The sequence below is a fragment of the Acinetobacter sp. SFB genome (genome assembly GCF_001647545.1).
In the GTDB taxonomy this organism is placed as follows: Bacteria; Pseudomonadota; Gammaproteobacteria; order Pseudomonadales; family Moraxellaceae; genus Acinetobacter.
The window spans coordinates 72,986-79,631 of record NZ_LSZH01000003.1 but is presented as its reverse complement, the minus strand read 5'-3'; the positions used below and the strand labels follow the sequence as shown (position 1 = coordinate 79,631).

Below are 6,646 nucleotides of genomic sequence, written 5' to 3'. Positions count from 1 at the left end.
GTTGTTTTACCATGGTCGACGTGACCAATTGTACCCACGTTTACGTGTGGCTTATTACGTTCAAACTTAGCCTTAGCCATGAGAGCTTCCTTTTATAACTACTCATGCAGGGTTACTGCATGAGCACTTGGTTTTTAACTATGAATTAGTTTGGGCTTATAGTAATCGAAAGATTACTCGTCGTCACCTTTTTTACCGCCAGATTGGAACTTAGTAATGATGCCTTCAGCCACGTTACGTGGAGTTTCAGCATATTTAGCAAATTCCATAGAATAAGTCGCACGACCTTGAGACATAGAACGCATAGAAGTTGCGTAACCAAACATCTCAGCCAATGGAACTTCAGCTTTAATTGCTTTAGTACCACCAGGTAAATCGTCCATACCTTGAACCATACCACGACGACGGTTTAAGTCACCCATGATATCGCCCATGTAGTCTTCTGGAGTTTCTACTTCAACTTTCATGATTGGTTCAAGAAGGATTGGATCCGCTTTCATGAAACCATCACGGAAGGCATAAGAACCCGCCATTTTGAACGATAATTCGTCAGAATCGACATCATGGTAAGAACCATCAAATAATGTCGCTTTGATACCCACAACAGGATAACCAGCCAATACACCATTTTTCATACGTTCTTGAATACCTTTGTCAACCGCACCAAAGAATTCTTTAGGTACAGTACCACCGACAACTTCTTCAGCGAATACGTATTCTTTACCAGCTTCTTCGACATTCATAGGTTCTAAGCGAACATATACATGACCGAATTTACCTTTACCACCTGTTTGACGTACGAATTTACCTTCTTGCTCAACAGTCTTTTTGATTGTTTCGCGGTAAGCAACCATTGGTTTACCAATGTTCGCTTCAACGTTAAATTCACGTTTCATACGGTCAACAAGGATGTCAAGGTGAAGCTCACCCATACCCGCAATAATCGTTTGACCAGATTCTTCGTCTGTGCGAACACGGAACGATGGATCTTCTTTTGCCAAGCGACCAAGTGCGATAGACATTTTCTCTTGGTCAGCTTTTGTCTTAGGCTCTACAGCTAAAGAAATTACTGGCTCAGGGAATTCCATACGCTCAAGTGTAATGATGTTTTTCTCATCACAAAGTGTATCACCAGTGGTAACGTCTTTAAGACCTACACATGCAGCGATGTCACCAGCGCGAATTTCTTCAACGTCTTGACGTTCGTTCGCATGCATTTGCACGATACGGCCGATACGTTCACGTTTAGATTTCACTGGGTTGTATACTGGGTCGCCTTGTTTAAGCACACCAGAATAAACACGTACGAAAGTTAAGTTACCTACAAACTTGTCATTCATGATTTTGAATGCAAGCGCAGAGAACGGAGCTTCGTCAGATGCTTCACGAATCGCTTTAGTTTCAGCTTTGTCGTCAAGAATACCTTCGATAGGCTTAACTTCAGTCGGTGATGGCAAGAAATCAATCACAGCATCCAACATACGTTGAACACCTTTGTTTTTGAAAGCTGTACCACAAAGCATTGGTTGGATTTCACAAGCCAAAGTTTGAGCACGGATACCAGCAACGATTTGTTCTTTCGACAAGTCGCCATTGTTTAGGTATTCGTCCATCAATTCTTCAGAAGCTTCAGCCGCAGCTTCAACCATGTTGGTGCGCCATTCTTCAGCAAGTTCTTGAAGTTCAGCCGGGATTTCACCGTATTCGAACTGCATACCTTGAGAAGCTTCATCCCAGATGATCTGTTTCATTTCGATCAAATCGATAACGCCAGTGAAGTTTTCTTCAGCGCCAACTGGGATTACAACTGGTACAGGGTGTGCACCAAGACGTGTTTTCATTTGTTCAACAACACGGAAGAAGTTTGCACCAGTACGGTCCATCTTGTTCACGAATGCTAAACGAGGCACTTTATATTTGTTTGCTTGACGCCATACAGTTTCTGACTGAGGTTGTACACCACCTACAGCACAGTAAACCATACATGCACCGTCAAGAACACGCATAGAACGCTCAACTTCGATTGTGAAGTCAACGTGTCCTGGGGTGTCAATTACGTTTACACGGTGTTCTGGGTATTGTTTACCCATACCAGACCAGAAACAAGTGGTAGCAGCTGAAGTGATTGTAATACCACGTTCTTGCTCTTGTTCCATCCAGTCCATTGTTGCTGCACCATCATGTACTTCACCGATTTTGTGAGATACACCTGTGTAGAACAAGATACGTTCAGTAGTCGTGGTTTTACCAGCATCAATGTGTGCTGAAATACCAATGTTACGGTAACGAGAAATAGGGGTTTGACGAGCCATGATTTCTTGCATTCCTAAATTTGTTGTTTAAAACAGGACACTTTAAGCTGCAAGAGCAGCTTAAAGTGTTTGACGATAGTTCAGTAAACCGCCCTATCATCTTCCTGATTAAGGTCTTTAAACCTATTAGAAACGGTAGTGAGAGAAGGCTTTGTTGGCTTCAGCCATACGATGCACATCTTCACGTTTCTTAATCGCTGAACCTTTACCTTCAGCTGCATCAAGCAACTCGCCAGCAAGACGTAAAGCCATAGTTTTTTCAGAACGCTTAGCAGCAGCATCTACTAACCAGCGCATAGCTAAGGCAGTACGACGGGATGGGCGTACTTCCATAGGCACTTGATAAGTAGCACCACCAACACGGCGTGCTTTTACTTCGACCATAGGACGAACTTTTTCAAGAGTAGTCTCGAAAAATTCAACTGGGTCTACTTTAGATTTTTCTTGAACGCGGTCTAAAGCACCATAAACGATACTTTCAGCAATAGATTTTTTACCATCTTGCATTACGTGGTTCATGAACTTAGCGATTGTTTGGCTGCCGAACTTAGGATCCGGAAGGATTTCACGGGCAGCAACTACGCGACGTCTTGGCATTTTAACACCTATAAATATGACACTTCAGGTTTATCCAGCATGAGTACAAAGTGTCATGTACTGTTCGCTGGCCTTACTACACGTCGCTTGAATTTTACAAAATTAAATGCAGAAATCAGACAAGCGAGACGATAAAGGATTGCGGTTCTACGTTCTTAAGAAGCTAATCTAAAAAGATTATTTCTTAGGACGTTTAGTACCGTATTTAGAACGAGACTGGTTACGATCTTTAACACCAGCGCAGTCTAAAGAACCACGAACGGTATGGTAACGTACACCTGGTAAGTCTTTAACACGACCACCACGGATAAGAACAACACTGTGCTCTTGTAGGTTATGGCCTTCACCACCGATGTAGCTTGATACTTCAAAACCTGAAGTTAAGCGAACACGGCAAACTTTACGCATTGCTGAGTTAGGTTTTTTAGGTGTAGTAGTGTAAACACGTGTACAAACACCACGACGTTGTGGACAAGCCTTCAACGCAGGAACTTTTGATTTTTCAACCAAAGTAGTACGACCCTTACGGATCAACTGATTTGTTGTTGCCATTTGGCAATTCTCCCGTTAATAAAAAGCCTCAAAAAAATACTACTTTTCGAGGGCAGACAATTGTAAGCGAAGATAGAAAAATGGTCAATATTCGATACCATCTCAAATATCAACCATTTCCTTATAATTAGGGCGTTTTAAAGCACTTACCAGGCTTAAGCCCAGCTTTTAGGATTTCTTTTTTGTAACTTTACGTTTTGTTGGAGCGGTTTCATCCTGTGCTGCAGAGGTATCACTAGAAGATTGCTCTGATTTGTCTTCACTTTCACTTCCTTCAAGTTCTGACTCAGCGTCTTCTTGAGCTGGATCCAATTCTGGCTCAGAGTCTTCTTGAGCTGGATCTAATTCTGGCTCTTCTAAAGGCACAGCAGGTTTCTGAGGTTCAACCTGTTCATGTGGTTCAACCATTTGCTCAGCTAAAGCTTCCAGACCCTGTTCAACCTGTTCATCTTGCTCTGCTTGCTGATTTTCTTCGCTCTTGGAAACTTCTGCTTTCTTTTTGATGGTGACATTAGAGATGGTTTTATTATCAGGGATTTGAATATCCTGATCTAATTTAATTTCACTTGGCTTGTTATCAACTTTAGACAAATGTTCTAATAATTTCGGTGTTGCTTGAGCCAATAAGGTCACAGATTTTTCATAAGCTGCAATCGCAGATAACTCTACGCCTTGATGCTGTTGCAAATATCTTCGCGCCTGAGAAAAGATTTGTTGTGCTTTTTGATTGACGTCTTCAACCAGTTTCCAACTATATGCCGCACTAATGCCCGCTCCTGCGACTGGCGTCAATTTACTGATGATTGAAACTTTAGGAAGATGATTCAACCACTGCCACTTCATTTCACCATTTTCATTGCTTAACCATTTTTTGAGCGATGCCACATCGTTACTCGAACCCAACATTTGCTGGAATTGAGAGACATCATGTGTTTTCAACATACTTGATAATGCTTTTAGCGCCATCAATACACTCTGTTTTTCCGCAATCTGGCCTAAATCAATTTGTTTAAACACAAACTGGACGATATCGTGTTCTGTTTCTTTATTCAGCTCAAAACCATAGGCACGCCCCACTTGATAAATCATGCGCAAAGACATGACTAAAGACAACGGCACATCAATTGCCGAACCCACCACCCCTGTCGCCCCGGTGAGAGCGCCTTGCATAGAAGCAATCCATTTATTCTGTTCTGCCAAGGCCTGGCTGATTCGCTTTGAACGGTCTACGTCCTGGGTCAATTCCTGTAAATCTTTTGCGCCCGCCTGATCAAGCACGGCATCGACGGAACTGAGATTTGAAGTAAACTGATTTAACTGTTCAAAAAAATAATCCGATACTTTATCTGACAATTGCGGGGAAACAAAATTGGCAACACGCGTCACCTTGCCATACTGACGACCGAGCAATTGTTTTGACACATTAGGGAAATACTCGCGCAGCATTTGTTGAGGATTATCATATTTATGGGCTTCAGAAGTACTTAATTGATGAGTATCACCATTCACTACCTTGCCATTTTTTACGGGCTGCATGTCCTTGCTTACACCGTTCGGCGCGGCATGATTCAGTACACCCATTCCAGCTGCACTGATCTTTTTAGCCACTCCAAAGGCATTTGAGAAGAATCCATGCGAATGTTTATTATTGATATCAGTCATTCTTTATCCTCATTTTCAGTTCTTACAATTATTGATAAATACTAGGTACAGTCTAAGTTTATCTCAATTTTAATCTGTATCTTTTGGTTAATTAAACTGGAGAATTTTCACAAATAGATACACAGGGCAATAGGCATAATATTTGCCATAAGAATTCAAAAACCTTTCTGCTATTATGAATGTAATTGAAATACATGAGTAAGGCGCTGGGTTTTGCTTGAGGCAAAAGATACATTCAGCTGCATTTATTCAAACCACGACCACATAAGGGATCTGTAGATGAAACGTGTTGTAATCACTGGCATGGGCATTAACTCATGTATTGGTAATTCTTTAGAAGAAGTAACTAATTCTTTGCAAAACGGGATTTCTGGAACACGTTTTAACCCGACTTATGCTGAACTTAATTTTAAAAGCCACGTGAGTGCAGCAGCAGAACAAAACTTTGACAATATTGACCGTAAACTAAAACGCTTTATGGGTGTTTGTGCGATGTATGCCTATAATTCGGCTTTAGCTGCGGTAGAACATGCAGGTTTAAGCGCAGATGATCTGGCGAATAACCCGCGTTACGGTATTACCGGTGGTTCAGGTGGTGGTTCAACTGCTTCTGTTATTGAAATGAATGAATTATTGCAAACCAAAGGTGCGCGCAAAGTTGGTCCTTTCTTTGTTCCTCGCAATATGACCAATACCATTACCGCAAACGTTGGCGTGGCATTCAAATTACAAGGTGTGGCGCATACCATTACCAGCGCATGTGCAACGTCTGCCGATGCAATTGGTTATGCCTACAACCTGATTCAATTGGGTAAACAAGACTTAATGCTTGCAGGTGGCGGTGAAGAAGATCACTGGTCACAAAGCTTGTTGTTTGATGCAATGGGCGCACTGTGCTCTAAATACAATGACACGCCAGAAAAGGCTTCTCGTCCATATTCTGCTGACCGTGACGGTTTTGTGATTGCCGGTGGTGGCGGTTTTGTGGTACTTGAATCCCTCGAACATGCGCAAGCACGCGGTGCAAAAATTCTTGCTGAAGTCGTCGGCTATGCTGCAAACAGCGATGGTGCAGATATGGTTGCGCCAAGCGGTGAAGGCGCAACACGTTGTGTGATCATGGCTTTAGAAGAAGCAAAACAGCACGGTGTAGATAAAATTGACTACGTAAATACGCATGGTACCTCTACTCCTGCCGGTGACATCACAGAACTTAAAGCCATGGAACGTGCATTTGGTGAAGGTCAGGTTCCTCCACTGAGCTCAACCAAGTCAATGACCGGTCACAGCTTGGGCGCTGCCGGTGTTCAAGAAGCGATTTATTCGGTTCTGATGATGCAAAATGACTTTATTGCGCCAAACATTAACGTGACTGAACTGGATGAAGGCGCAAAACCATTTGATATCGTGCTTGAAAAACGCGACGCAAAATTGAATACTGTGATGAGTAACAGTTTCGGTTTTGGCGGTGTAAATGCCTGTCTTGTTTTCAAAAAATGGGAAGGCTAAGCTAAGAATTGTTG

5 protein-coding genes and 1 pseudogene are annotated in these 6,646 nt (G+C 42.3%); 1 reads left to right on the top strand and 5 read right to left on the bottom strand.

Annotation, left to right across the window (positions count from 1 at the left end; all coding sequences use genetic code 11):
• The 5 genes and pseudogenes from AY606_RS15705 to AY606_RS04005 all read right to left on the bottom strand — a co-directional run.
• Positions 1-80 (bottom strand): annotated as a pseudogene (locus tag AY606_RS15705) (hypothetical protein); the annotation flags it as partial.
• A 93-nt stretch (positions 81-173) separates the two neighbouring features.
• Positions 174-2,312, bottom strand: coding sequence for an elongation factor G (gene fusA / locus AY606_RS04020; protein ID WP_067865112.1), 2,139 nt, complete (start codon positions 2,310-2,312; stop codon positions 174-176).
• A gap of 126 nt (positions 2,313-2,438) precedes the next feature.
• Positions 2,439-2,909 (bottom strand): 30S ribosomal protein S7, encoded by a 471-nt coding sequence (gene rpsG / locus AY606_RS04015; protein WP_004648014.1) that lies wholly within the window; start codon positions 2,907-2,909, stop codon positions 2,439-2,441.
• Positions 2,910-3,086: 177 nt separating this feature from the next.
• Positions 3,087-3,461: a 30S ribosomal protein S12 gene (gene rpsL, locus AY606_RS04010; RefSeq protein WP_002050319.1), complete on the bottom strand. Its 375-nt coding sequence runs from the start codon at positions 3,459-3,461 to the stop codon at positions 3,087-3,089.
• A 168-nt stretch (positions 3,462-3,629) separates the two neighbouring features.
• Positions 3,630-5,123: an EcsC family protein gene (locus tag AY606_RS04005; protein WP_067865110.1), complete on the bottom strand. Its 1,494-nt coding sequence runs from the start codon at positions 5,121-5,123 to the stop codon at positions 3,630-3,632.
• 279 nt (positions 5,124-5,402) lie between these two features.
• Here AY606_RS04005 and AY606_RS04000 point away from each other — a divergent pair, with 279 nt between their 5' ends.
• Entirely contained in the window at positions 5,403-6,632 is a 1,230-nt protein-coding gene (locus AY606_RS04000) for a beta-ketoacyl-ACP synthase II (protein WP_067865107.1), read from the top strand.
• Positions 6,633-6,646 lie beyond the last annotated feature (14 nt).

Bases quoted from the DNA above. Each gene is read 5' to 3' on its own strand.
- fusA (WP_067865112.1), bottom strand. From the start codon at position 2,312: ATGGCTCGTCAAACCCCTATTTCTCGTTACCGTAACATTGGTATTTCA.
- rpsG (WP_004648014.1), bottom strand. From the start codon at position 2,909: ATGCCAAGACGTCGCGTAGTTGCTGCCCGTGAAATCCTTCCGGATCCT.
- rpsL (WP_002050319.1), bottom strand. From the start codon at position 3,461: ATGGCAACAACAAATCAGTTGATCCGTAAGGGTCGTACTACTTTGGTT.
- AY606_RS04005 (WP_067865110.1), bottom strand. From the start codon at position 5,123: ATGACTGATATCAATAATAAACATTCGCATGGATTCTTCTCAAATGCC.
- AY606_RS04000 (WP_067865107.1), top strand. From the start codon at position 5,403: ATGAAACGTGTTGTAATCACTGGCATGGGCATTAACTCATGTATTGGT.